The 24037-nt window shown below is 31.6% G+C and carries 22 protein-coding genes; 20 read left to right on the top strand and 2 right to left on the bottom strand.

The window, feature by feature from the left end; all coding sequences use genetic code 11:
- The first annotated feature begins 212 nt into the window (after positions 1–212).
- Positions 213–749 (top strand): OmpH family outer membrane protein, encoded by a 537-nt coding sequence (locus ACFQ1Q_RS04975; protein ID WP_386128595.1) that lies wholly within the window; start codon positions 213–215, stop codon positions 747–749.
- A gap of 26 nt (positions 750–775) precedes the next feature.
- Here the strand turns inward: ACFQ1Q_RS04975 and ACFQ1Q_RS04970 are convergent, their stop codons facing one another.
- Entirely contained in the window at positions 776–1939 is a 1164-nt protein-coding gene (locus ACFQ1Q_RS04970) for a DNA polymerase III subunit (protein WP_386128593.1), read from the bottom strand.
- A gap of 171 nt (positions 1940–2110) precedes the next feature.
- Between ACFQ1Q_RS04970 and ACFQ1Q_RS04965 the strand changes: the two genes are divergently transcribed.
- The 3 genes from ACFQ1Q_RS04965 (at position 2111) to ACFQ1Q_RS04955 (ending at position 6033) form a co-directional block, all read left to right on the top strand.
- A complete protein-coding gene (locus tag ACFQ1Q_RS04965; RefSeq protein WP_386128591.1) occupies positions 2111–3298 on the top strand; it encodes a phosphoglycerate kinase in 1188 nt (395 codons plus the stop codon).
- Between the two features lie 71 nt (positions 3299–3369).
- Positions 3370–5031, top strand: coding sequence for a LysM peptidoglycan-binding domain-containing protein (locus ACFQ1Q_RS04960; protein ID WP_386128589.1), 1662 nt, complete (start codon positions 3370–3372; stop codon positions 5029–5031).
- Positions 5032–5052: 21 nt separating this feature from the next.
- Positions 5053–6033, top strand: a complete 981-nt coding sequence (locus ACFQ1Q_RS04955; RefSeq protein ID WP_386128587.1) for a DUF4837 family protein — start codon at positions 5053–5055, stop codon at positions 6031–6033.
- A gap of 79 nt (positions 6034–6112) precedes the next feature.
- Here ACFQ1Q_RS04955 and ACFQ1Q_RS04950 read toward each other — a convergent pair whose 3' ends face one another.
- Positions 6113–6304: a Sec-independent protein translocase subunit TatA/TatB gene (locus ACFQ1Q_RS04950; RefSeq protein WP_386128585.1), complete on the bottom strand. Its 192-nt coding sequence runs from the start codon at positions 6302–6304 to the stop codon at positions 6113–6115.
- 116 nt (positions 6305–6420) lie between these two features.
- Between ACFQ1Q_RS04950 and ACFQ1Q_RS04945 the strand changes: the two genes are divergently transcribed.
- The 16 genes from ACFQ1Q_RS04945 (at position 6421) to ACFQ1Q_RS04870 (ending at position 23708) form a co-directional block, all read left to right on the top strand.
- On the top strand, positions 6421–7284 hold the full coding sequence (locus ACFQ1Q_RS04945) for a M23 family metallopeptidase (protein WP_386128583.1): 864 nt from the start codon (positions 6421–6423) through the stop codon (positions 7282–7284).
- Positions 7284–8786, top strand: a complete 1503-nt coding sequence (locus ACFQ1Q_RS04940) for a GH3 auxin-responsive promoter family protein (protein WP_386128581.1) — start codon at positions 7284–7286, stop codon at positions 8784–8786. The genes ACFQ1Q_RS04945 and ACFQ1Q_RS04940 overlap by 1 nt, the downstream gene beginning before the upstream one ends.
- Positions 8787–8806: 20 nt before the next feature.
- Entirely contained in the window at positions 8807–10495 is a 1689-nt protein-coding gene (locus ACFQ1Q_RS04935) for a DUF6909 family protein (RefSeq protein ID WP_386128579.1), read from the top strand.
- A gap of 3 nt (positions 10496–10498) precedes the next feature.
- Positions 10499–11605 carry a hypothetical protein gene (locus tag ACFQ1Q_RS04930; RefSeq protein ID WP_386128577.1) on the top strand — a complete coding sequence of 369 codons (1107 nt, stop codon included), beginning with the start codon at positions 10499–10501 and terminating at the stop codon, positions 11603–11605.
- An 8-nt stretch (positions 11606–11613) separates the two neighbouring features.
- Positions 11614–12624, top strand: coding sequence for a dTDP-glucose 4,6-dehydratase (rfbB, locus tag ACFQ1Q_RS04925; protein WP_386130164.1), 1011 nt, complete (start codon positions 11614–11616; stop codon positions 12622–12624).
- Entirely contained in the window at positions 12625–13485 is an 861-nt protein-coding gene (gene rfbA, locus ACFQ1Q_RS04920; protein ID WP_386128575.1) for a glucose-1-phosphate thymidylyltransferase RfbA, read from the top strand.
- A 5-nt stretch (positions 13486–13490) separates the two neighbouring features.
- Positions 13491–14036: a dTDP-4-dehydrorhamnose 3,5-epimerase gene (rfbC, locus tag ACFQ1Q_RS04915; protein ID WP_386128573.1), complete on the top strand. Its 546-nt coding sequence runs from the start codon at positions 13491–13493 to the stop codon at positions 14034–14036.
- Positions 14033–14905: a dTDP-4-dehydrorhamnose reductase gene (gene rfbD, locus ACFQ1Q_RS04910; protein ID WP_386128571.1), complete on the top strand. Its 873-nt coding sequence runs from the start codon at positions 14033–14035 to the stop codon at positions 14903–14905. Before rfbC ends, rfbD begins: the two co-directional genes overlap by 4 nt.
- Positions 14906–15019: 114 nt before the next feature.
- Positions 15020–16291: a nucleotide sugar dehydrogenase gene (locus ACFQ1Q_RS04905; protein ID WP_386128569.1), complete on the top strand. Its 1272-nt coding sequence runs from the start codon at positions 15020–15022 to the stop codon at positions 16289–16291.
- A 24-nt stretch (positions 16292–16315) separates the two neighbouring features.
- Positions 16316–17299, top strand: coding sequence for a UDP-glucuronic acid decarboxylase family protein (locus ACFQ1Q_RS04900; protein WP_386128567.1), 984 nt, complete (start codon positions 16316–16318; stop codon positions 17297–17299).
- Positions 17300–17323: 24 nt separating this feature from the next.
- Complete coding sequence (locus ACFQ1Q_RS04895) at positions 17324–18253, top strand: GNAT family N-acetyltransferase (RefSeq protein WP_386128565.1); 930 nt, start codon at positions 17324–17326, stop codon at positions 18251–18253.
- Positions 18254–18350: 97 nt separating this feature from the next.
- On the top strand, positions 18351–18968 hold the full coding sequence (locus tag ACFQ1Q_RS04890; RefSeq protein WP_386128563.1) for a polysaccharide deacetylase family protein: 618 nt from the start codon (positions 18351–18353) through the stop codon (positions 18966–18968).
- A 10-nt stretch (positions 18969–18978) separates the two neighbouring features.
- Positions 18979–20307 carry an oligosaccharide flippase family protein gene (locus tag ACFQ1Q_RS04885; RefSeq protein ID WP_386128561.1) on the top strand — a complete coding sequence of 443 codons (1329 nt, stop codon included), beginning with the start codon at positions 18979–18981 and terminating at the stop codon, positions 20305–20307.
- Complete coding sequence (locus ACFQ1Q_RS04880; protein ID WP_386128559.1) at positions 20304–21386, top strand: glycosyltransferase family 4 protein; 1083 nt, start codon at positions 20304–20306, stop codon at positions 21384–21386. Before ACFQ1Q_RS04885 ends, ACFQ1Q_RS04880 begins: the two co-directional genes overlap by 4 nt.
- 293 nt (positions 21387–21679) lie before the next feature.
- A complete protein-coding gene (locus tag ACFQ1Q_RS04875; RefSeq protein WP_386128557.1) occupies positions 21680–22573 on the top strand; it encodes an O-antigen ligase family protein in 894 nt (297 codons plus the stop codon).
- Between the two features lie 79 nt (positions 22574–22652).
- On the top strand, positions 22653–23708 hold the full coding sequence (locus tag ACFQ1Q_RS04870) for a glycosyltransferase (RefSeq protein WP_386128555.1): 1056 nt from the start codon (positions 22653–22655) through the stop codon (positions 23706–23708).
- Positions 23709–24037 lie beyond the last annotated feature (329 nt).

The raw sequence follows: 24037 nt of genomic DNA, 5'->3' as shown, positions 1-24037 counted from the left end.
CGATTTAAGAGCTTTTTGTGTTAAGTAGCTTGAAATCGTATTAGCAAAGATTAGTGCAATTAGAATTGCGCCTTATTTTAATTCAATTTTAATAGAAAATAAATATTATATCATGTTGCTTTAATAGAATATTGCAATAGTTGTTTTTTCACGTTAATTATCCGTCAACTTTTATACATTTGCCAAAATTTAATTCAAAAATCCAAATACATATGAAATCTATTTTCAAATTATTAATTATAGCTATTTTATTTTCGTCTTGCCAAGAGCAGAAAAAAATCGGATTCGTAAATAATGGTGATGTCCTTAACGAATACCAAATGAAAAAAGATATCGAAGCGACTTACAAAGTACGCAACGAGGTTTTTCAAAGAAGAATGGACAGTATTGACAAAGACTTCCAAGTTGAAGTTAAGGCATTTCAAATGGCACAAGCTAGAATGTCTCAAAAGAAAGCTCAAGAAAAATACAATGAGTTAGGCCAAAGAAATCAAATGCTTACTCAGCAATTTCAGCAAGACCAAGCGGTACTTCAGCAAGGTTTTAATAAAGAAATGGATTCTGTAATTAAGACAATGAATGCATTTGTAAAAGATTACGGTAAGAAAAACGGTTATGCTTTTATTTTAGGTCAAAACGAAGCTGGTAGCGTTATTTATGGTGAAGAGGCAAGCGACTTAACATCAGAAATTACTGAAGCTTTAAACGCAGAGTATAACAAGGACGATGTTGCTGAAAAGAAAAAGTAAACAATAAAACATTAAGTATTTAAAAGTCAGGCGTTTGCTTGACTTTTTTTATGCAGTAAACGCGTTAGTTTAATCGATAAATCGGTAAGGATAATCTTAGAATTTCCGTTTCGCTCAATATGGTAAATAGCATCTTGTAGTTCGTTTGTTATTTCCATAATGTTACTATCATGAACAAAAGGCGCGAATTTTTCGAGCTTAAAACTTTCAGATTTTGGTTCTAAATAGACGAGTTCATTCGCCTTATAATTTAAAAGCATGGCTTGTCTAAAATAGTTAATGCAAAAATGCAGAAATTGCTTTTGCGTTTCACGACCAGTTTTGGCAATATCTTCTGCCCAAGTAATAAGCGCCCTAATTGAAGCCTTATTTCCTTTTGCTTTAAAAGCGGTACGTACCCAAGCAATAAACCATTTTTCAAATTGAATATCTTCGCTATCTTGATAAACTAAATCGCAGGCTTTATTAAAATTTCCATTAGATTGTTGTGCAATTTTGGTAGCAACAGCTTCATCAATATTATATTTTTTTACCAAAGCCTCGGTAATCACAACCTCGGATAATCGCGGAAAATGGAGTATTTGACAACGCGAACGAATGGTGCCAATAATTTGCTCTTCATCTTCAGCAATTAGAATGAAAACTGTTTTTTCTGGTGGTTCTTCAATTAGTTTTAGGAGCTTGTTAGAGGCTTCTGTATTCATTTTTTCAGCCATCCAAATGAGCATCACTTTGTATCCGCCTTCGTAAGCCTTTAAGCTCAAAGATTTTACAATATCTTGCGCTTCATCTACACCAATTCGACCTTGCTTGTTATCAACGCCGAGCAATTTATACCAATCAAATAAATTACCATATGGTTGTTGCGCTAACAGTTGTCGCCATTCTTCTAGAAAATGTTTAGAGACAGGATGCTTTTTTATTTTATCATTTGTAGTAACTGGGAATGCAAAATGCAAATCAGGATGTGATATCGATTTAAATTTTAGATTGCAAGATTCGTTTCCGTTGGTATTTTCAGAATTTGAATTACCACACAAAATGTATTGCGCATATGCAATTGCCATTGGTAAAGTGCCAGAACCTTCTGGACCGACAAACAATTGCGCATGAGGAATACGCCCAGCATCTGCACTTAAAGTTAAGTGAGATTTAATATGATTTTGCCCTAAAATTTCTGAAAAAAGCATAACGCAAATCTATGTAATATTTTACCGAGAATTAAATCTGAAATGATTTATTGAATTAAGATTCTTTTTTGTGTCAGTTAAGAAATTATTAAAGAAGCACCACTTTTTAGACTTTTATAAAAAAACAATTTTGAATATTCTATATTTACATTTCAATTATAAAAAAGACTAATGAAAACCATTAACGATTTTAATTTTAACAATAAAAAAGCATTAATCCGTGTAGATTTTAATGTGCCTCTAGATGACAATTTTAATGTTACAGATGACACAAGAATTCAGTCAGCAAAACCAACGATTATTAAAATTTTAGAAGATGGCGGAAGCTGTATTCTAATGTCTCATTTGGGTCGTCCAAAAGGCGTTCAAGACGAGTTTTCTTTGCGTCATATTGTAAATAAAATCGAAGATATTATTGGTGTTGAAGTCGCTTTTGTAAATAATTGTATTGGCGAAGACGCAGAAAGAGCTGCTGCAAACTTAAAACCGGGTACTATTTTATTATTAGAAAATTTACGTTTTCATTCTGAAGAAACCTCTGGAGATAAAGATTTTGCTGAGAAACTCTCAAAGCTTGGTGACATTTATGTAAATGATGCATTCGGTACGGCGCACCGTGCACACGCATCGACGACAATTGTTGCTGAGTTTTTTCCAGAAAACAAGTGTTTCGGTAATTTGTTAGCCAAGGAAATTGAAAGTATTAAAAAAGTAATGGAAGATGGTGAAAAACCAGTGTTAGCCGTACTTGGCGGTGCAAAAGTTTCATCAAAAATTACCATTATTGAAAACATTTTAGATAAAGTAGACCATTTAATTATCGGTGGCGGAATGACGTATACTTTTATTAAAGCACAAGGCGGAAAAGTAGGTGATTCTATATGCGAAGATGATAAAATGGAATTGGCACTAGATATTTTAAAACAAGCCGAAGCAAAGAATGTGAAAATCCATTTACCAGTTGACGTTCTAGCGGCGAACGATTTTAGCAACGGTGCAGACACACGAGTTGTCGATGTAACAGCAATTCCTGATGGTTGGCAAGGATTAGATTGTGGTCCAAAATCTAAAGCTAATTTTCACGAGGTTGTTATGCAATGCAAAACCATTTTATGGAATGGACCTTTAGGCGTTTTTGAAATGGAGAATTTTGCAAACGGAACGATAGAATTAGGAAATTCTATAGCCGAAGCTACTAAAAACGGAGCATTTTCGCTTGTTGGTGGTGGCGATTCTGTCGCAGCAGTCAAGCAATTTGGTTTTGAACACAAAGTAAGTTACGTAAGTACTGGTGGTGGCGCCATGCTAGAAAGTTTAGAAGGAAAAACATTGCCCGGTATTGCTGCTATTTTAGACTAAAAAATATAATTTTCTGTATTACAACACCAATATGTCTTCATAAACGTTAACAGTATTGAAGATTTTTAAATATGAAAATTCAAATATTCTACATATCAGTTTTGTTTTGTTTTTGCAATACGTCTGTTTTTGCCCAAGATTCAATTCCCGTAGCAGAAAAAAAACGCATTGTTGAGAAAGATTTTGAAACAGGAAAAACCTACGCTGTAGATACTATTATTAATGGAATTACTTACTTTAAAGAGTTTAAAAGAGCAAAAAAGCCAAACATAGTAACTAAAACAATATTAGACGGAAAAGCTGAAGTAGAAACTGAAATCCCAGCAATAAAAGATTCTCTAAACATATCTAATCTTGAAGACAATCCTTTAGCTGCTGAAATTGATGAAAAATGGCGAAAAGAATTATATAGCAATGCACTTTTCGATTCTATATACAAAACAGTTACAGAGTTAGACTACCAACCTGTGGATTATCCAGAATTATCTACAGATACATTAAAAGCACGATTGGCAAGGCTTAACGCCAGATCACCTTTTAATGTAGAGTATAATCCTGCATTAGAAAGTGTTATTAAGTACTATTTAAAAACCCGCCGAAATTCTATGGAAAAACTTATGGGTTTGAGTCATTTTTATTTTCCAATGTTTGAAGAAGCTTTGGATAAAGAAGACATCCCATTAGAGGTAAAATATTTAGCAATTGTAGAATCGGCCTTAAAGCCAAAGGCACGCTCTAGAGTTGGTGCTACAGGACTTTGGCAGTTTATGTTTGGTACAGGAAAAGAGTATGGTCTTAACGTAAGTAGTTATGTAGATGAGCGCAGTGATATTACAAAATCTACCGAAGCTGCTGCAAAATATTTAGCGCGTTTGTATAAGATTTTTGGCGATTGGGATTTGGCTTTGGCAAGTTACAATTCTGGTCCAGGAAACGTTTCAAAAGCCATAAGACGTTCTGGTGGTTACACCAATTATTGGAACATCAGGCAAAATTTACCACGTGAAACCGCAGGCTATTTACCAGCTTTTTTAGCAAACATGTACATTTTTGAATTTGCCGAAGAACATGGGTTTAAACCTGTAAAACCAAAGTTTCAATATATCGAAACTGATACTATTCGCGTGAAGCAAATGATAACTTTAGACCAAGTTTCTGAGGTGACAGGTGTGGCTATTGAGGAGCTTCAGTACCTCAATCCTTCATATAAATTAGATATTATTCCATATATAGAAAACGAAAATTATACAATTAGATTACCTCGTGAAGCTGTTGGTACTTTTGTTAATAATGAAGATAAAATTTATGCTTTCGCAAAAGCAGAGTTCGATAAGCGTGAAAAACCATTACCACAATTTTTTGATAGTGATACCAAAGTAAGATATCGCGTAAAAAGCGGTGATTATTTGGGTAAAATAGCACGAAAATACGGTGTTAGAGTCAGCAATATTAAACGTTGGAATGGACTACGAAGCAATAACTTAAAGATTGGTCAACGTTTAACTATATATCCAAGAAATCCTGGTGCGTCTGCTTCAAAATCTAAAACAACTGTAAAACCAAAAACCGCAATTAGCAAAGCAGGAAAAAAAACATACAAAGTACAATCAGGTGATTCGCTTTGGAGTATTGCACAAAAATTTTCGGGTGTTTCAGTTCAAAATTTAAAAGATTGGAATAATATTAGTAGTAACAAACTCAAAATTGGAATGACTCTTGTTGTATCCAAATAAACCAATTCAAAACTTAAAAAAATGAAAAATATTTTAGCTGTTTTCAGTCTACTTTTACTCTTTAATTGTAATGACAAAAAGGATAATGTAAAGTATTTATCAGCATCTTCGGGTAATATAAATACTATTTCTGTAGTGGTAGATAATCTACTTTGGGAAAACAATGTTGGTGAAGCTGTAAGAGAGGTTTTAGCAGCTCCAGCTAAAGGTTTGCCTACGGAGGAGCCAATGTTTTCGCTGAAGCAAATCCCGACACAAGTTTTTACCGGATTTGTAACTAGAGGACGTACCATTTTAAAAATTGAAAAAACAGATGCATCAGCATCGGGTATCGAAATTAAAGAGGACGTCTATGCTAAACCACAAACGGTGGTGATTGTTAGAGGAAAAACAAATCAAGAGATTATCAATGTTTTTAATGAAAACTCGGCAAAAATTATTGACGCGTTTACAAAAAGAGAAGTTGCAGAAAAGTTGAGACGTATCAACAAATCGCTACTTAAAGATGAAAAAATGGAAGACGCTCTAGGTTTTACTATAGATATTCCTTCGGTATACAAAATTGCAAAAGCCGATGGTGACTTTTTCTGGTTGCGTAAAGCTTTACAACCAAATAAAACGATGGATTTAATGTTTTACAGTTATCCGTTAGATTCTATTAGAAAATCAGATAGCACGGTCGTAGATATTATAAATATGCGAGATAAAATGATTAAAAACATCCCAACAGAAGATGATATGGTGATGCAAACCGAAAAAGCGTATGCGCCGTCAATTTACAATGCAATTGTAGATAACAAACCAGCTTTTGAAACGCGTGGTATTTGGGAAATCGCAGATGATAAAATTCCAATGGGCGGACCTTTTATTAACTACGCTATTGAGGATAAAGTTAACAACAGATATTTAGTCGCAGAAGGTTATGTATATGCGCCATCTTTGGATAAGCGCGAGTATGTTTTTGAGCTAGAATCTATTATAAAGTCAATAAAGATTAAGTAAATCTTTAAATCAACAGAAACAAAAAAGCCAATTCAAATTAACTGAATTGGCTTTTTCAATTTATAAAATTTAGAAAAATTTAATTCTTTTTTTCTTCTTTAATTTCTTTAGAATCGTCTTTACTGGCGTCTTTAAATTCTTTTAAACCGCTACCTAAACCTTTCATTAATTCTGGAATTTTTTTACCACCAAATAAAAGTAAGATTGCAACAACGATTAATATCATCGACGCTGGACCAGGAATAGCTAAAAATATTGAACTAGATATCATAACATTTAATTTAAGTTACAAAGTTAATAATTAAACTTTAATTACAACGTTAATAGCACAACTTTAGGATTTAATAACTTAGCATTTACGGTATTTTATATACTTTTGTTTGACCTATGGCAAAAAAAGCAAAAAAGAAAAAATTTAAAAAAAAACTACTGCACAAATACCGTTTGGTAGTTCTTAATGAAGATACCTTTGAGGAGCGATATGCTATTAAGCTCAATAGACTCAATGTATTTGTTTTAAGTGCTTTTTCTGCCATTATTTTAGTTGGTTTTACAACATTACTTATTGCATATACACCACTTAGAGAGTACATTCCAGGCTATTCCTCCACATCCCTTAAAAAAAAGGCAACTGCTCTTACGTATAAGGTAGATTCTTTGCAACAACAATTATTTTTTAATGAACAGTACTACGCATCTATAAAAAAGGTACTAACAGGAGATGTAGCTGAGTTAGAGTTTAATAAAGATTCTATTCTCGAAGCTGCAAAACTTGAAGATATAGAAACTGTTTATAGAAATAGAGAAGACTCTTTACTAAGAGAAAAAGCAGATAAAGAGGATAAGTACAATCTCTTTGATTCTAAAACAGATAGCGATAGCTTTGTGCTATTCCCACCTGTAAGCGGTGTAATTTCCGAAGGATATAACATAGAAGAAAAACATTTTGCTGTAGATATTGTGGTGCCAGAAACCACACCAGTAAAAGCAACATCAGACGGTACAGTAATTTTTGCAGAATGGACAGTAGCTACTGGTTATGTAATTATTTTAGAGCATACCAACGAGCTTATTAGTATTTATAAACACAATGGTTCGGTAACAAAAGAACAAGGTGATTTGGTAAAAGCAGGTGAAGTTATTGCACTCTCTGGCAATACTGGCGAGTTAACCACTGGTCCGCATTTGCATTTTGAACTTTGGAGTAAAGGTTACCCAATTAACCCAACCAATTTTATCGATTTTAAATAATGCCATCACTCAAAGGAATTTTAGCAAAACCTTTTGCCTATATCATTTCTAAACAAATTGAAAAATGGGCGAAAAACCCTGTTGAAACTCAGCAAAAAGTTTTTCAGAATTTAATTGCCGAAGCTGCTTCAACCGTATTTGGTAAAGACCATAATTTTGTAGGTATCAATAATCATGAAGACTTTATAAAACAAGTTCCAATAAGAGATTACGAAGACTTAAAAACTTATGTAGAATGCGCTGTTTCGGGCGAAGAAGATGTGCTTTGGAAGGGCAAGCCCTTGTATTTTGCTAAAACTTCTGGCACAACTTCAGGTTCAAAATATATTCCTATTACTAAGGAAAGCATGCCAACACATACCGAAGCTGCTCGTAACGCTATTTTATGTTATATTAAAGAAACTGGAAATACAAAATTTGTAGACGGAATGATGATTTTTCTACAAGGTAGCCCAATTCTAAATAAAAAAAATGGCATTCAGTTTGGGCGTTTATCAGGCATTGTAGCACATTATGTCCCAAAATACCTTCAGAAAAACAGATTGCCCAGTTGGGAGACCAATTGTATTGAAGATTGGGAAACCAAAGTAGACGCTATAGTTAATGAGACTCTGGCTGAAAATATGACTGTTATTTCCGGAATTCCGTCTTGGGTACAAATGTATTTTGAAAAAATTATTAATACATCCGGAAAGAAAGTAGGTGATGTATTTAAAAATTTTAGTTTGTTTATTTTCGGAGGCGTTAATTACGAGCCATACCGCGCAAAATTTGAAAATTTAATAGGAAGAAAAGTTGATAGTATAGAATTGTATCCTGCAAGTGAAGGTTTTTTTGCATTTCAAGACAAACAGAATGAAAAAGGGATGTTGCTGCAATTAAATTCAGGTATATTTTATGAATTTATTGAAGCCGACCATTTTTTTGAAGACAATCCGAAGCGCCTTACAATTGGTGATGTAAAAGTTGGTATAAACTACGTAATGATAGTTTCTACAAATGCAGGACTTTGGGCGTATAATGTTGGTGATACGATTCAGTTTACAAGTACTTCGCCTTATCGTGTAATCGTTTCAGGACGTATAAAACATTTTATTTCCGCATTTGGCGAACATGTTATTGGTAAAGAAGTTGAGCAAGCTATTAATGACGCTTTAAAAACTTCGGGAGCATCTATAAACGAATTTACGGTGGCTCCACAAATCAATCCCAAAGAAGGTTTACCATACCACGAATGGTTTATAGAGTTTGGAAATGAACCAGAAAATATACAAGCTTTTGTTGATATCTTAGAGCAGTCGCTACAAACTCAAAATTCTTATTACAAAGATTTGATTTTAGGTAAAGTGCTTCAACCATTAAAAATTTCCGCAGTTAAAACAGATGGATTTAAAGAGTACATGAAATCTGTTGGAAAATTAGGAGGACAAAACAAGATACCACGACTAGCAAACGACCGAAAAATAGCTGATGTTATGTATGAAAAAGGATTGGTTAAATAGTTTATATTTGTCGGTTGAAAATGAGTATGAAAACCAAACATAAACGAACAAGAGCGCAACAAAGCTCAAACGCCATAGAGCGCATGTATATTACTATGCGACACTTATTTAACCGCGGTTTTTATAAACCAATGGGTGTTTCTGGTGAAACGCTTCGCGAAGCTTTACTACTGTTAAGGCCAGAAATTTATGGCTCAATTGCCGAAGAAAATGCTGAGTTAGAAGGATTACTTTATGTAATTGATAGGCTGCCACAAGGTATTGAGGAGTGTACATATATAAATTTAACAAGTGATGAAGGTTATGGAGATTCTCATTTTACAGTAATAATTCCACCAAAAAGACGGAGAAACTGCTACCGTATTGACGAAGAGCAGATGAATATTGAAATTACACGTGGACGCTCTGAAATTTACGATATACTAACGCATCTTACTTTTTTATTTGTAGAGTCTCACAAGATTAGCAAGCGTGTTTTAATAGACGAAAATGGCACAACTATTAGAGATTGGGGAAAATTAGAAACCGCAGTTAAAAAAGGAAAAAAACTGACTCAAAAAGAACGCGAAATAGCCATAACACATACGGCACATATATTGGGTCGCACATTTAATGAGATATCTCAAGTTTACGACCAATTTGCAAGCACCAATAACCCAGAGCGTTTTTTAAATATTGTTTATTGGTTAGGAAAATTAGCTATTGAAGAAACAGTTAATAATAACAAGCGTACAATTACGTTTAGCCCCGTTTTAAGAGAACGTCTAGGGCATCATATTCATGGCGAAGTTTGGGCAGACAATATCAAAGATGTATTAAATAAAAAAGGTTTAATAAATAGACCAATTCATATCATTAGTGCAAATATGCATAGTGTTATGAATTCGATTTTTGCAGATATTGCGGTTAAGTCCCCAAAAACAAAGAAGGATTCCTTTGACGTGTATGAGACTTTAAGCCTACCTGCAAACACTGCATTACGACAAAAAGTTGAAACCTTGGCGTTTAAAAACGGTATGACTTTTATTAAGGATACATCAGGAACTAATATAAACGTTCAAATATTCGATACAGATAAAATAGATTTCTCAAAAACAACTTTTACTTATAATCAAGATAAGGTCGAAGAAAAAGCTGTGATAATAGTCATGGATTATGCTTTTGGCGAGCAAGCTTATGAAACCATGGACGAGTTGCTAAAACCAGTATCTTTTGACGGAAAAAATGTACATTTAGATGTAAAATCTATTTCTATAATGGGTAAAGCTGGTATTTTACAAGGAGGTAAAGGTGACGTTATGGTTCCTTCTGCCCACATTTTTGAAGGTACAGCAGACAATTATCCATTTAAAAATGAGTTATCTACACAAGATTTAGCAGATTGTGGCGTTGCTGTGTACGAAGGTTCAATGATTACTGTTTTAGGTACATCACTGCAGAATAAAGAAATATTAAAGTTTTTTAAAAAATCAACATGGAATGTCATCGGATTAGAAATGGAAGGTGCACATTACCAAAAGGCCATACAAGCCGCTGCAAAAGTCAGAGGTAGTATCAATGAAGATGTAAAAGTACGCTATGCGTATTACGCAAGTGATAATCCATTAGAAACAGGTAGCACATTAGCTTCTGGCGGATTAGGCGCAACAGGCGTAAAACCAACTTATGTTATAACAAAAAAAATATTACAACAAATTTTTAATCAATAGATTATGAGTGAAAACACAAAACCAAATTCACAGAATGACGAAGTAGATTTAGGTCAGTTGTTTAAAATGATTGGACGTGCATTTCAAAAAATTGGCGACCTATTTTCTAAGCTTTTTAGTTTTTTAATGTTTGTAGTTGGAAAGCTGATTGTTTTTTTATTACTTTTTGTAAACATTTTCATAAAGCACATCGTTATTATTGGTTTAATTGGTGTAGTAGGTTTTGTAATTCCTTACCTTTTAGATAAAAAAAGTAAAAAAACCTACACGGCTTCCATGTTGGTTTCGCAAAACTATTCAACAGGTAAAGTTCTATATGCAAATATTGAAAGATATAATGATTTAGCGGCAGATGGAGACTCTATTAGTTTGTCTAGAGAATTGAATGTAGATATTGAGAAAGCTAAAAACTTTACAGAATTTACTATTAAAGGTCTAAGAAATAGAAATCAAATTTTAGAAGAATATACTTTGTATATAAAAGAGATGGATTCTATAGATAAACCAACTTTTAAAGAGTATTTTGAAAATGTAGATTTAAGCTCTTCAGCGCTTCAAAGCATTACGGTAAATTCGATTGCCCCAGAAGTTTACGAAAATTTGTCAAAAACTATTATTAACGCAATTAATAAAAACAACTATTTTGTTAAAGAAAAAGAGGAGACAATCTTAAATCTCAAGAACAATATAAAACTCACTAAAGAGTCAATTGTAAAAACGGATAGTCTACAAAAAAAATATTTCGAGATTTTAAACAAATATTATACAGGTGTTCAAGATCCATCGAACACAAAACAGGGTAGTCTAAATCTTAATTTAACTAATAACAAAGAAAAGATAAATACAAAAGAGTTTGAGCTGTTTCAAATTCAAGAACAAAACAGACAAAAACTTAATGACCTGCAAGCGCAATTAGAAAAAAAACAAGAAATAGTGGAGTTACAAAAAGATTTTGAAAGTCCAACACTTGTTGAAAGTAAGTATAAGGACCTTAAAATTAATCTACCTTTTATTCTAATGCTTATTGCTACATTATTTTTTGTGTTTAAAAAATTAAACCTTAATAGTTATATTAAAGAATACGGTAGTAAAGAAAAATTATTAAAATAGTTTTTGTGATTCAATCATTATTAATAACAGGTGGTTTAGGCTTTATTGGTTCTAATTTTATAGAATATTATTTAGACAAATATCCCAATTATAAAATTGTAAATTTAGATAAGCTCACCTACGCAGGCGAGCTTTCTAATTTAAAGTCTGTTGCAAATCATCCAAACTATTTTTATATCAAAGGAGATATTTGTAATAAAGAATTGGTAGAAAAACTTTTTAAAGACTACAATTTCTCTGGTGTAATTCATTTTGCTGCAGAATCTCACGTAGACAATTCAATTAGTGGTCCAAGCGCATTTATAGACACTAATATATTAGGTACTTTTAATTTATTAGATGTTGCTAGAAATTATTGGATGGAAGCCCCTTTTCATTTCAAGAACGGATGTGAAACTAACAGATTTCATCACATCTCAACCGATGAGGTTTATGGATCTCTTGGAAAAGAAGGTTTATTTACAGAAGAAACAGCTTATGCTCCAAATAGCCCTTATAGCGCGTCAAAGGCATCTTCGGATTTCTTAGTTCGAAGTTATTTTCATACCTACGGGATGAATATTGTTACAACCAATTGCAGTAACAATTACGGACCAAAACAGCACGATGAGAAATTAATACCAACTGTTATTAGAAAAGCGTTACGAGGTGAGCAAATTCCTATTTACGGAGATGGAAAAAACGTCAGAGATTGGCTCTACGTAACAGACCATTGTAAGGGTATTGATTTAGTATTTCACAAGGGTAAATCAGGAGAAACCTATAATATTGGAGGCAAAAACGAAAGAGATAATTTATACATTGCTCATAAAATTTGCAGTATTTTAGATGAGTTACAACCTCAACAAGACCCATATTCAAACTTAATAAGGTTTGTTTCAGACAGACCAGGTCATGATTTTAGATACGCCGTTGATGCTTCAAAAATTGAAAATGAATTAGGCTGGATTGCAGATGAGGATTTTGAATCAGGTATTATAAAAACCGTAAATTGGTACATCAATAAATACGAGCAATAAATGAAGGGAATAATTCTTGCTGGAGGTTCAGGCACACGTTTGCATCCACTAACATTGGCGGTGAGCAAGCAGTTGATGCCTATTTACGATAAGCCCATGATTTATTATCCGTTGTCTACATTAATGTGGTCAGGAATCAAGGATATTTTAATCATTTCTACGCCGCAAGATTTACCACTATTTAAAAAACTGTTAGGCGATGGAAGTCAATTGGGCTGTAGCTTTCAATATGCAGAGCAAGCGTTCCCAAACGGATTGGCAGAGGCATTTATTATTGCAGAGGATTTTATTGGTAAAGATAAAGTTGCTCTAATTTTAGGAGACAATATTTTTTACGGTACAGGTTTGTCAGAATTATTACAGCAAAATAACAATCCTGACGGTGGAATCGTATACGCTTATCATGTACATGACCCAGAGCGTTATGGTGTTGTTGAGTTTGATGATGATTTTAATGCAGTTTCGATAGAAGAAAAACCAAAAGCACCAAAATCTAATTTTGCTGTTCCAGGAATTTATTTTTATGACAATAATGTAGTTCAAATTGCAAAAAAAATAAAACCCAGTACACGTGGTGAACTTGAAATTACAGATGTAAACAAAGCATATCTTAAAGCAGGAAAATTAAAAGTAAGTATTCTTGACAAAGGCACTGCTTGGTTAGATACAGGAACGTTTCAATCGCTTTTACAAGCCTCGCAATTTGTTGAAGTTATAGAAGAGCGTCAAGGCTTAAAAATTGGCGCTATTGAAGAAGCTGCTTACGAAATGGGTTATATTAATGATGAACAACTTCGTGCATTGGCAGAGCCACTTATAAAAAGTGGATATGGGAAACATTTATTAAATCTCATAGATTAGTGTTTATGAAGGTTACGGAGTCTAATCTAAAAGGTTGCTTTATTATTCAACCACATATTTTTAAAGACGAAAGAGGTTCGTTTTTTGAAAGTTTCAATCAAAAAGTATTTGAAGAGCTTATAGGTCAAAAAATAAATTTTGTTCAAGATAATCAGTCGCAATCTTCAAAAGGTGTTTTAAGAGGATTACATTTTCAACACCGTGAATTTGCACAAGCTAAACTTGTAAGAGTTATAAAAGGAAGTGTTCAAGATGTAGTTGTTGATTTACGAGAAAATTCAAGAACTTTTGGACAGCACTTTTCAATTGAATTGTCAGAAAAGAATAATACCCAATTATTTATTCCTAGGGGTTTTGCTCATGGGTTTTTAGCTTTGGAAGACGATACGATTTTTAGTTATAAGTGCGATAATTTTTATAATAACGAAAGCGAATCTGGTATTATTTATGATGACCAAACTTTAAGCATAAGTTGGAATGATTTAGGAACATCTTATAAACTTTCAGAAAAAGATATAATGCTACCAAAATTTGAAGATTTAAAATTATGATTTCTGTTCTCGTCACTGGAAAAGACAGTCAATTAGCACTATGTTTAAAAGATTTGGAGGAGAGTTATCCTTTAATTGATTTCACTTTTAGGAATTCTACAGAATTAGATATTACTTCAAAAACATCAATTGCGCACAATTTTAAATCTAAAAGCTTCGATTACTGTGTTAATTGCGCTGCATATACAGCAGTTGATAAAGCAGAGTCAGAACCAAAAAAAGCAAAATTAGTCAATACTATTGGCGCAAAAAATTTAGCTTTAGCTTGTAAAAAATATAACACAATTCTTATTCATATTTCTACAGACTTTGTTTTTGATGGCAAAAAAAATGAGCCTTATCTAGAGACAGACATTACAAATCCAATTAATACATATGGCAAGACCAAAAGAGATGGTGAAATAGAGATTGTAAATACGATTTCTAATTACATTATAATTAGAACATCTTGGCTGTACTCTCAATATGGAAATAATTTTGTTAAAACAGTTTTAAGATTGTCAGAGGAAAAAAAAGAGATTAATGTTGTAAACAATCAATTTGGAAGCCCAACATATGCAATGGATTTGGCTAACTTTATTTGTGAAATTATAGATTCAAAAAAAGCAACTTTTGGGATATTTCATTTTGCAAACATTGGATGTATAAGCTGGTTTGATTTTGCTAAAAAAATAAAAGAAATTTTAAATTTAAAGCTAAATATTAATCCTGTTTCGTCGATAAATTATCAAACTACTGCCTCTAGGCCAAATTATAGTGTATTATATACTTCAAATACACGAAAAGTTTTTGACACTCGATTGGATTTTTGGACAGACGCTTTGCAAAGAAACTTTGTTATTGTATTTAAAAATAAGTCTTTTAGATAATCGTTAAAATAAACGATATTTGCACCAAATTAAGACTATTAAAAGTATAACGAATCAATAAGAACAATAGAACTGTATCGTTGATTTCCACTATAAACCGTTTTTAAAAAAAGTATGAAAAATAAAATTACTATAATAGGTTTAGGTTACGTAGGTCTCCCATTAGCTGTAGAGTTTGCAAAAAAATACAATGTTGTGGGTTTTGATATCAATCACAGTAGGGTAAGTGAGCTTAATAGTGGTCATGACTATACTCTAGAGGTAAGTGATAGTGACTTAAAGAACGTTTTAAAAAACACTGAGAAAAGTGGATTAAAATTAACAAATAACGTTAATGATATCAAAGATTCAAACATTTTTATTGTTACCGTACCAACTCCAGTTGACCGAAACAATAGACCTATTTTATCACCACTTATTAAAGCCTCGGAAACGGTAGGTAATGTTTTAAAGCCAAATGATATCGTAATCTATGAATCAACTGTTTACCCAGGCGTAACAGAAGATGAATGTGTACCTATTTTAGAAAAATACAGCTCCTTAAAGTTTAATACAGACTTTTTTTGTGGTTATTCTCCAGAAAGAATAAACCCAGGAGATAAAACACATACTGTAGCAAACATAAAAAAAGTGACTTCAGGTTCAACATTGGAGGTCGGCAAGATAGTAGATGAATTATACAAGTCTATAATCACAGCGGGCACTCATTTAGCTCCTACAATAAAAGTTGCAGAAGCTTCAAAAGTCATAGAAAATGCACAAAGAGATGTAAACATTGCTTTTGTTAACGAGCTCGCTATTATTTTTAACAAATTGGGTATTGATACTCACGATGTTTTAGAAGCAGCTGCTACAAAGTGGAATTTTTTACACTTTAAGCCAGGTTTAGTTGGAGGTCATTGTATTGGTGTTGATCCGTTTTATTTAGCACAAAAAGCACAAGAAGTAGGATACCATTCTGAAATTATTTTAGCGGGCAGAAGACTGAACGACAGTATGGGAGATTATATTGCAACCGAAATTTTAAAATTAATGGTAAAAAAGGACATTAAAGTAAAAAAAGCTAAAGTATTAATGCTTGGTATTACATTTAAAGAGAATTGTCCAGATATTAGAAACACCAAGGCTATAGATGTTTACACTTCTTTAAAGCAATATGATATGTCAATAGATGTCTATGATCCGTGGGCAGATTTTAAAGAGGTTAAAGATGAATATGGTATTGAATTGATTTCTCAGATAGAAAATAATTACGATGTTATAATTCACGTCGTAGCCCATAGTGAGTTTTTAAATATAAATTATAAAAAAATAAAATCTCATAATGGCGTGGTATACGACGTCAAAGGAGTACTTTCAAAAAATGTTATTGACGAAAGACTCTAGTTAACTATTAATTAAACATAAAAAATGAAAAGAATATTGATAACAGGGGCAGCTGGATTTTTAGGATCTCATCTTTGTGACAGATTTATAAAAGAAGGTTATAACGTTATTGGTATGGATAATCTTATCACTGGAGATCTTAAAAATATAGAGCATTTGTTTCCTCTTGAAAATTTTAAGTTTTATAACCATGATATTACAAATTTCATACACATACCAGGAGACCTAGATTATATATTACATTTTGCATCTCCCGCAAGTCCTATCGATTATTTAAAAATCCCTATACAAACTCTTAAAGTAGGTGCTAATGGAACTCATAACTGTTTAGGTTTAGCAAAAGCAAAAAACGCAAAAATTCTCATAGCTTCAACTTCTGAGGTTTATGGTGATCCATTGGTACATCCTCAAACAGAAGAGTATTATGGAAACGTAAATTCAGTTGGCCCAAGAGGTGTTTATGATGAAGCAAAACGGTATCAAGAGGCTATAACCATGGCTTACCATACCTTTCATAAAGTTGACATAGGTATTGTAAGAATCTTTAATACTTATGGACCTAGAATGCGTTTAAATGACGGAAGAGTTTTACCAGCTTTTATTGGTCAAGCCTTAAGGGGAGAAGATTTAACTGTATTTGGAGATGGAAGTCAAACAAGATCATTTTGTTACGTAGATGATTTAATTGAAGGCATCTATCGTTTACTGCACTCAAATTACCATGCGCCAGTAAACATCGGTAATCCAGATGAAATTACTATTCTTGATTTTGCAAAAGAAATTATTGAACTTACAGGGACAACTCAAAAAATAGTCTACAAGGATTTGCCCAAAGACGACCCTTTAAAAAGACAGCCAAATATTGAAAAGGCAAAACGTATTTTAGGTTGGGAACCAAAAGTAGATAGAAAAGAAGGACTTCAAATTACATATGAGTATTTTAAGTCTTTACCTATGAATGTTATTAGAGATTTAAACCATAAAGATTTTACAAAGTACATAAACTAGTAATTAAATTTTAAAACAAAGCGTATGGCTTATTATTATAAACTTGTATCGGAAGATAATATTGCCGATATTCAGTATCTAATAAAAGCGGTTTATCAACAAGATAGAGACCTCAAAATTATTAAAAAAAAATACGACACTTCTGCTTTTGGTCATTATACAATAGGTTATATTGCTTACTCCGTAGAAGATAATTTGCCTGCTGCATATTACGGTGTATTTCCTTGTGAGTTTACTTACAACAATAAGGTCTATTTAGCCGCTCAGTCAGGTGATACAATGACACATCCAAATCATAGAAAAAAAGGACTGTTTGTAAACTTAGCTAAGCAAACCTACGATAGGGCTAAGGAATTGGGTATAGAATTTGTGTTTGGTTTTCCTGGAGAAGCTTCATATTACGGTTTTGTGAAAAAATTAGAATGGCAGCATAAAGAAGACATTTGTAAATTTTCTTTTTTAGCGCCTTGCTTACCGTATTCATTAATTCAAAAAATAATTAAACCTCAGAATTACTTGGCGTGGTGTAATTTTATTTTAAAGCCTTTTAAATCTAAAACATATCCATATTCTAACAAAGGAAATGAAAACCCACATTTACTAAGAAATGACGATTATTATAAATACAAGGATAAAAATGGAAATTATAACATTAAATTTTTAGGCTTAAATGTATGGTTTCAGGTAAAAGGATATAACTTTATTGTTGCTGATGTTTTATCAAAGAGTAGTACAAAACCTTCAAAAATAATTTTTAAATTAAGAGTATTAGCATTTTACTTAGGTATCCCAAGAGTGTTATTTCATGTTTCTAATAATAGTGCGCTTAATAAAATTTTAAACCAAAGATTCACAAGCGAAAAAGGCTTAGCGATTGGTTATATAGACTTGTTAAATACAACTTTACCATTAGAGCAGCTTAATTTTACATATTCAGATTTTGACACTTTTTAAGAAAATTATTTTTGCGATATCTTCATTTCTTTACCAAAACCAATACAGTAAAGTAATTTACTACCATGACGTGCACAATTCTAAACCCTTTACTCCAATGTCTACGCCTTTGGAGTTGTTTATTAAGCACATGGATATTTTGAAAAATGAGTATGTTATAGTTAAAGAAATAACCAAAAAAAAAGGTGAAATTCTTATTTGTTTTGATGATGGTTTTAAGGGCATTTATGATTGTAAATCATACTTTATAAAAAATAATATTAAGGTTCATATTTTTTTGATTTCATCTTTTATTGGTAAAGAAAATTATCTAAATAAAGAACAGATTTTAGATCTTAATACTTATTCAAATTTTACGTTTGGTGCACATACTGATAATCATGTTAATTTAGGAACTTTAAATAAAGATGAAATCACATCTGAACTGGTAACCTGTAAAAACAAGTTAGAAGACTTACTTAGTGAAGAAATAACGGATTTGTGTTTTCCAAGAGGAAGTTTTAGCAATAAAGTTATAGCACTATGCAAGGAAGCTGGTTACAATAGTCTTTATTCTTCAATTCCTGGAAATTATTTTTCTGTAATAAAAAAGGATGTTATCTGCAGAAATTTGGTACAGCACGATTCTCCTTCTGCATTTAAACAATCTTTAAATGGAGCACAGAACATTTTAACTAAAAAACGTTTAAAGCAGCATTTTAACTCTTTAAACTAAATTTGACAGTTTGATAAAATTAAAGCTTAAAAAATACTTATTTAGTCATTTTTTTCAATCTGTGTCTTTATCACTTTTTGCAAGAGCGATAGGAATCTTTAATATTTTGATAATTATACCTTTAATTATCAATAACTATACAACAGAGGAGTTTGCTGTCTTTTCAATTCTCACACAATTTATAACCATATACGGCTTTTTAGATTTAGGTATAGGTAGCATACTTATTAATGAGATTATATATTACCGTTCAAAGAAATATATAAAGATTATTAGAACGGTTGTGTTTCAACTCATTAAATTTTTATCAGTTTTAGCGCTCATACTTCTAGGCATATTTTTGCTTATTAACTATTTTTTTGGACTAGAACTTTTATTCAAGGATATTGATGAGGAATTATTGGTTTCCCTTAGTGACAACTTCCCGCTACTTTGTGGTTTGTTTTTTGTTATTCTTCCAACCACACTAATTCAAAAAATTCAATTTGGCTTTTTAGACAATTCTATCTTTCATATATCTGAGATTGTTCAGAAATCGTTACAAATACTATTAATATATTTTCTCGTAAAGTACGATAGTAGTATTGTTGATATAATATTTTATTACTATTTGGCCATTTTAGTAACTAACTTTATAAATATTTTACTTTACTTTTTTATTATAAGAAAAGATGTTTTTAGAAACAAAAAGGTTATAAAAAAACTATACATACCTAGTCTTATAAAAAAATCTATCTTTTATTTTTTAGGGAGTATATTTTTCTTTTTCTCAAGAACAATAGACACTTATCTTATTAGTATCTATGGCTCTTATGACATTTTAAAAGATTATGAAATTATAAAACGCCCTTTTGATATTGGCCTTACTACACTAATGGTAATCACTTCTGTGCTATGGCCAATTTTAGCAGAAGCCCACCACAAAAAAGAATTCAAAAAAATTAAAAAACTATTAAATACTACAATTATTGGTGTTTTTTTGGCTATGATTCTGTTAAGCCTTTTAATGGTAGCAATAGGGGATGAGATTTTACAATTGTGGATTGGAGATGATACCATTTCCTACCAAACTCTTGTTTATGTTTTGGCAGGTTCAGTTTTTTTATTGTACGGTGTTGGAAATGTTTTAATAACCTATCTCAATTCTATAAGTGTCTTTTACGTACAATTGGTAGTATATGTTATATTAGCTTTTATTGGTATACCAATAAAAATTTACACCTTATCTAATTATGGTTTATCTGGTTATCTTGCTGCTTTAATTGTTATTTTAGCCTTAGTTTACGTAATACCAATGTATTTTATTAGCAATAAAAAAATAAACAAAAATTTAGCATGAAAATAGTATTTTATGAAAATTTAGTAAGTCATTTAAGAACTCCATTTCATAAAGCGCTTATAAGTCAAGGTCATGATGTTACCCTGATAGTTGATAAAGAGTTGACCGAAGACCGAAAAAAACTAGGCTGGAAGACTCAAAAAATTGATGGGTTGAATTTGATAGTAAATCCGTCAGATGAGGAGATTAAACAAATTATAGAAAACACTAAAGACGCTTGCCATTTCGTGGCTGGCATAAATATTTACAATATTGGCAAGAAAGCTATAAAGTATCTTATAAATGCAAATGTAAAGTTCTATACAGGTTCAGAACAGTTTAAAAACGAAGGAATAAAGGGCAAACTAAGATTTTTAAAATCTAAGCAAGAGTATTTAAAATACAACAAGCACATTAAAGGCATTCATGCAATTGGAGATGAAGCTTATAATTGGTATAAAAAATTAGGATATAACACAGATAAAATTCACCAATGGATTTATTTTTCTGAAGTGTTTGATATTAAATTGGAAAAAGAAGATACCAAAGTAACTTTTTTGTTTGTAGGAGAACTATCAGACAGAAAAAACATACTTTATCTTATAGAGTGTTTTTTAAAGTTACCCAAAAACAGTGCTAAACTAAAAATTATTGGTAGTGGAGAACATCAAAAGGTAATTGCCGATTATGCTAAAAACAATTTAGACATCGATTATTTAGGTGTAATGCCAACAAAAAAGGTGCGTGCAGAAATGGCCAAATCTACAGTTTTGGTTTTGCCGAGTAATTTTGATGGTTGGGGTGCAGTAGTTAATGAAGCGCTATTGGCAGGTAATTATTGTATTACAAGTAACAAATGCGGTTCTAAATTGTTATTTAAGAACAATAAATTTCTTGGGACTTATTTTATCTTAGAAAAAAATAATTTGTTAGATATTTTAGAACAAACTATTAAAAATGCGTCAGATATCGATGCTTCAAAAATAAAAAATTGGGCTCAACTCAATTTAGATGCTCATAAAATAGCTTCTTATTTTGTAGAAACCATTGAGTACAATGAAGGTCTAAGCCTAAATAAACCCAAAGCACCATGGCTTTAAAATTGAAAATAAAGCGGAGTTTTATTATTACGCTGCTTTATTTATCTTATGTTTTAAATTTCTCGGTTTTAACCGTATGGCCATTAGAGTATGATTTTTCTCTATTGAGAAATTGTTTATTAATTCTACTGTTCCTTATAAGTCTTTACAAATTTAATTTAAGACTAAATTTTGCCATATTAGTATTTGTAATTATTTGCGCGCTAAGTATTGTATTTAATGATATACACCCTGTTTTTAATTCTGGATTAAGGCTTGGTTTTTTTGTTTTAACAATAATTGGTATAGGTTTATTGACAAGAACTAACCAATCTTCAGAAGAGTTTATAAATTTGAGGCATATTTTTAAAATAAATACACTTATTGTAGTTTTAAGCTTTATCGCCTATTTTACGCATATAGGTTCTATAGGAAGAGGAAACTTTAATGGAGTCTTTAATCATAGCAATGCATTAGCTCCAATTGCGGCGCTCGTATGCATAGAAAAAGTGTTGCAATATTTTAAAGATGGCAAAAAAATAAAACATGTTTTAATTGCATTAATAGCAATATTTATTGTTCTACTTTCAGGCGCAAGATCTTCATTGGCAGCTTTGGTTGTATGTCTAATGGTCATTGGCTTCTACATATATAGAATTAAATTTGTATTCTTCGGAACAGGAATTTTAATTATAGGAATAATAGCCTTTTTTACACTAAAGAATTTTAATTCTTATTTAATTCCCGAGGAACATCTGTCAAATAGATACAGATCAAGAACAATTTTTGAAAAGGGACTTGATAATACCAGATTTCTTATTTGGGGAGAACGGATAGATGAGTTTAAGGCTAAACCTTTTTTGGGCAGTGGATTTTCGGCGGTAAACACAAAAGTTATTCCAGAAGAATCAGCGTCATATGATATAGAAACTGGCTCAATTCAGCCTGGTTCGGGGTATTTGGGAGTGCTTTCTATGCTTGGTGTTTTGGGCTTTTCACTATTTCTATACATTGTAATTTATGCTATATCTAACCTTTACGAAAATAGTAAGTACTACAATAATAAAGATTTTCTAATAATTGTATCAATTTTGTTATTTGTACTTATACATTCATTTTTTGAAGGTTATATTATTTCCTCAGGAAGTATTTTGTTTTTAATATTTTGGTTGTCTATTAGTTATATACTTAATAAAAATGCAGCATAAAACATCTATTTTTTACCCAACAAGCGCCTATTATCCTTCGCAGCTAGGTGGACCTTCAAACTCAATTTATTGGATGTGTATGGGTTTAAAAAAAAGTAATTTTGTTGAAACAAGGGTTCTAGCCACAAATGCAGGCATAAATGCCTCATATCAAATTGATTTAGATAAATGGCACACAGATAAAAACCATAAATTTTTATTTACACAATCAAGTGGTTTGCTTCCTATTAAGCTTATTTTTAAGTCCATTAAGACAATCAAAAAAGTAGATATACTTCATTTTAATTCTCTTTTTTATCCTCCGTCTCTATTACTAGCCCTTATTAACGTACTGTTTTATAAAAGAAAAATGGTTGTTTCTGTACGAGGAGAGCTTTACCCTTTTGCTTTAAACACCTTCAGGCCAAGATTAAAAAGGATTTTTATAAAGATTTGGAAGTTAATTTTAAGAAAAATAACAATTCATTGTACTGTAGAAAAAGAAGAGTATTATGTTAAATCTGTATTTGGTGATTCCGTAAAAACTGTTTTGCTACCCAATTATATAGTAAGACCAGAGCCAATAAAAAAAGATGAAAACCAAGAAAAAGAGTACATACTTTTTTTAGGCCGACTTCACAAAATTAAAGGATTAGAAAATCTATTCAAAGCATTGCAAATGTCTGATAATTTTATGAAAAGTGGATTAAAACTTAAGTTAGCTGGAAGAGGAGAATCCGTTTATGAAGCAAAGCTCAAAGCACTATCAAAGGCATTAGGGTTACATCAAAAAATAGAGTTTGTTGGGCAGGTAGAGGGCTATGAGAAAGAAAAGTTAATAGCCAATGCTTATTTTTTGATATTACCAAGCTTTACAGAAAATTTCGGGAATGTTGTTGTAGAATCTTTAATGCATGCTGTACCGGCCATAACATCTACAGGCACGCCTTGGTCTCTTTTAGAAAAAAACAAAGCAGGATTTTGGACAGAAAATAGTGTAGAAGCGCTTACTAAAACTATAGACAAAGCATGCGCATTATCAAAAGAACAATATATTCAATATTCGAAAAATGCGCAAAAATTAGCCTATGCAGAATACGACATAGAAAATAATTATCAGAATTGGGTTAGTTTTTACAAAGAATTGGTTAACTAATGACAAATCTTTTAACTAAAATTAAAGTAGCAAATGTTATGCCCTTTTGGGCTCTTAACTTTTTGTTGCTTACGATTAATTACCCAAATCACTTATTCAATAATCTTGCAATAATCTTCGCTATTTTAACTGTTTTTGTAGTCTCATGGCGCAATTTTAATCTTAAAAGTGCATTTCGCGAAAAAATTAATATTCTATTTTTAATGTTTTTTTTCGCTTATCTACTAGGAATAATTCAAACCGAAAATATATATCATGCATTGAAGGTTATTAAATTTAAGATTCCTTTATTTTTAATTCCTATTCTGTTTTTTCTTTTAAAAAAACAT

The organism is Winogradskyella litorisediminis, assembly GCF_042675765.1.
Lineage (GTDB): Bacteria > Bacteroidota > Bacteroidia > Flavobacteriales > Flavobacteriaceae > Winogradskyella > Winogradskyella litorisediminis.
Note: the sequence above shows the minus strand (reverse complement) of the source record. Positions and strands in the feature narration are given on the sequence as shown.

Bases quoted from the DNA above. Each gene is read 5' to 3' on its own strand.
- rfbD (WP_386128571.1), top strand. From the start codon at position 14,033: ATGATTTCTGTTCTCGTCACTGGAAAAGACAGTCAATTAGCACTATGT.
- ACFQ1Q_RS04965 (WP_386128591.1), top strand. From the start codon at position 2,111: ATGAAAACCATTAACGATTTTAATTTTAACAATAAAAAAGCATTAATC.
- ACFQ1Q_RS04890 (WP_386128563.1), top strand. From the start codon at position 18,351: ATGTCTACGCCTTTGGAGTTGTTTATTAAGCACATGGATATTTTGAAA.
- ACFQ1Q_RS04940 (WP_386128581.1), top strand. From the start codon at position 7,284: ATGCCATCACTCAAAGGAATTTTAGCAAAACCTTTTGCCTATATCATT.
- ACFQ1Q_RS04970 (WP_386128593.1), bottom strand. From the start codon at position 1,939: ATGCTTTTTTCAGAAATTTTAGGGCAAAATCATATTAAATCTCACTTA.
- ACFQ1Q_RS04950 (WP_386128585.1), bottom strand. From the start codon at position 6,304: ATGATATCTAGTTCAATATTTTTAGCTATTCCTGGTCCAGCGTCGATG.
- rfbC (WP_386128573.1), top strand. From the start codon at position 13,491: ATGAAGGTTACGGAGTCTAATCTAAAAGGTTGCTTTATTATTCAACCA.
- ACFQ1Q_RS04870 (WP_386128555.1), top strand. From the start codon at position 22,653: ATGGGTTTAAAAAAAAGTAATTTTGTTGAAACAAGGGTTCTAGCCACA.
- ACFQ1Q_RS04880 (WP_386128559.1), top strand. From the start codon at position 20,304: ATGAAAATAGTATTTTATGAAAATTTAGTAAGTCATTTAAGAACTCCA.
- ACFQ1Q_RS04960 (WP_386128589.1), top strand. From the start codon at position 3,370: ATGAAAATTCAAATATTCTACATATCAGTTTTGTTTTGTTTTTGCAAT.
- ACFQ1Q_RS04895 (WP_386128565.1), top strand. From the start codon at position 17,324: ATGGCTTATTATTATAAACTTGTATCGGAAGATAATATTGCCGATATT.
- ACFQ1Q_RS04930 (WP_386128577.1), top strand. From the start codon at position 10,499: ATGAGTGAAAACACAAAACCAAATTCACAGAATGACGAAGTAGATTTA.
- ACFQ1Q_RS04975 (WP_386128595.1), top strand. From the start codon at position 213: ATGAAATCTATTTTCAAATTATTAATTATAGCTATTTTATTTTCGTCT.
- rfbA (WP_386128575.1), top strand. From the start codon at position 12,625: ATGAAGGGAATAATTCTTGCTGGAGGTTCAGGCACACGTTTGCATCCA.
- ACFQ1Q_RS04905 (WP_386128569.1), top strand. From the start codon at position 15,020: ATGAAAAATAAAATTACTATAATAGGTTTAGGTTACGTAGGTCTCCCA.
- ACFQ1Q_RS04935 (WP_386128579.1), top strand. From the start codon at position 8,807: ATGAGTATGAAAACCAAACATAAACGAACAAGAGCGCAACAAAGCTCA.
- ACFQ1Q_RS04945 (WP_386128583.1), top strand. From the start codon at position 6,421: ATGGCAAAAAAAGCAAAAAAGAAAAAATTTAAAAAAAAACTACTGCAC.
- ACFQ1Q_RS04955 (WP_386128587.1), top strand. From the start codon at position 5,053: ATGAAAAATATTTTAGCTGTTTTCAGTCTACTTTTACTCTTTAATTGT.
- ACFQ1Q_RS04900 (WP_386128567.1), top strand. From the start codon at position 16,316: ATGAAAAGAATATTGATAACAGGGGCAGCTGGATTTTTAGGATCTCAT.